This window comes from Propionivibrio sp. (assembly GCF_049316945.1).
Lineage (GTDB): Bacteria > Pseudomonadota > Gammaproteobacteria > Burkholderiales > Rhodocyclaceae > Propionivibrio.
The window spans coordinates 1-1,591 of the sequence record NZ_JBMOJE010000371.1 but is presented as its reverse complement, the minus strand read 5'-3'; the positions used below and the strand labels follow the sequence as shown (position 1 = coordinate 1,591).

1 protein-coding gene is annotated in these 1,591 nt (G+C 52.3%); it reads left to right on the top strand.

What is annotated here, in order from left to right; translation table 11 throughout:
• The first annotated feature begins 107 nt into the window (after positions 1–107).
• Positions 108–881: a metallophosphoesterase family protein gene (locus ACOYNV_RS28260; RefSeq protein ID WP_422903153.1), complete on the top strand. Its 774-nt coding sequence runs from the start codon at positions 108–110 to the stop codon at positions 879–881.
• Positions 882–1,591 lie beyond the last annotated feature (710 nt).

Here is a 1,591-nt window from a genome sequence, read left to right as displayed (position 1 = left end):
AGACCGAACGTAATAGCGCAAACTTGATATGTTTATTTATTTACGCCGCCTTACGTCCTAACTCGCAAATCAGACTCTGCGGACGTTTCTATGCGAGGAGGGCGGCCATGATCTGGTTTCTAGGCGATACGCACGGAAGCCTGGGTCATGTGGTCCAGCAGGTTTTGCTGGCCCAGAAAAATGGCGCTGCGCCCGACGCGGTGGTTTTTTTGGGTGACCTGGATTGTGCGCAACCACTTCATTTGGAGTTGGCCGAGATTGTCGGCGTGACCGATATTTATTGGGTTTTCGGCAACCATGACAGCGATGATAGTCGTTCGCTTAACAATCTTTTCTCGTCCGACCTGGCCGGGAAAAATCTCCACGGCAAGGTGGAGAGGATCGGTGGATTTAGGATCGCTGGCCTTGGCGGCGTTTTTAGATCAAAGGTCTGGGCACCGCCGAACGCGCCGAGCTTTCCGTCGTATCAAGCTTGGCGGAAAGATTTGATGCGGAAGCGCCCACCGAAAGGCTGGGGAATCTATGAAGCAGGCGAGGAGCGAAAGCACACCACCACGATCTTTCCTGACGTCGTGAGCAGACTGGCCAGGCAGCGTGCCGACATTCTCGTTTGCCACGAGGCGCCCGAGTGCAGATCAGATGGTCGGGGGTGGCAGGCCGTCGGCGATTTGGCCCGCAAGATGGGCGTTCGCTGGCTTTTTCACGGGCATCACCACGATTCGCCTGACTATAGCGAGCACTTCGTGGAAATGGGCTTCAAGACATATGGCGTGGGCTACCGCGGCATTACGTCGTTGTTGACGGACGGTAAAATCGAAGTGATTCGGCCAGGCGATTATGACGCTGCGCGAGATTTTGATTGGGAGGTGCCGAATGAATAAACAGTCGAAGGGCGCATTTAAAAGGCTTCCCCAGAATTTTTTGGTGATAATCCAGATGCAGCGCCATATTTTGTTGCCGCGCAACTCTCGGAGCATGAGATCAACCCTGACGCACGAACCGCGCCCCCCTTATGGCTCAAGGGTTTGGAGGCGGAGTTAAAAATAACGCATCGCGAAAACGCTAGCCGGAGTGATCTCAGAACCAGAACCTGAAATCTCTATTGGCGCGGCTGATTACGCAAATTTTCTTGAGTGGAAGAGTGCTCAATCCCAATCGACACTTTCAGACCAAGACGGGGAATAATGGTCAATTGCAAGGCGTTCGCCTAGATCGCTCATGAGGCACAGGAACAAGGAAGCTGGCTCAGTAAAAGCCGGATAATATCCGTTAAGTATGGTAATCGACCAATTATAGGCCATCAGGCACCAGAGGTTTGAGCAAATATTAGCTATGCATTCTGGGGTTTGACGTAGCAGGACGTATCAAACCAGAAAAGCATCTGTTACGTGCAAAAGGTGGTTGGCTCCGAAGTTAGCTTGGCACAAAGAGCGCGGGACTATACTTTGAACGGTCATAATTGAACCTTCTGAAAGGTTTGGAAGTTCAGGCTCAATAGCGAATTGAGCGCCTTGGCGTGGATGGTGCGGGTATCTTGCAAGCAACGTTCGATGGCCGTGGTGAAAGAGTTGAAGTCGGGGTAGTACTTGGC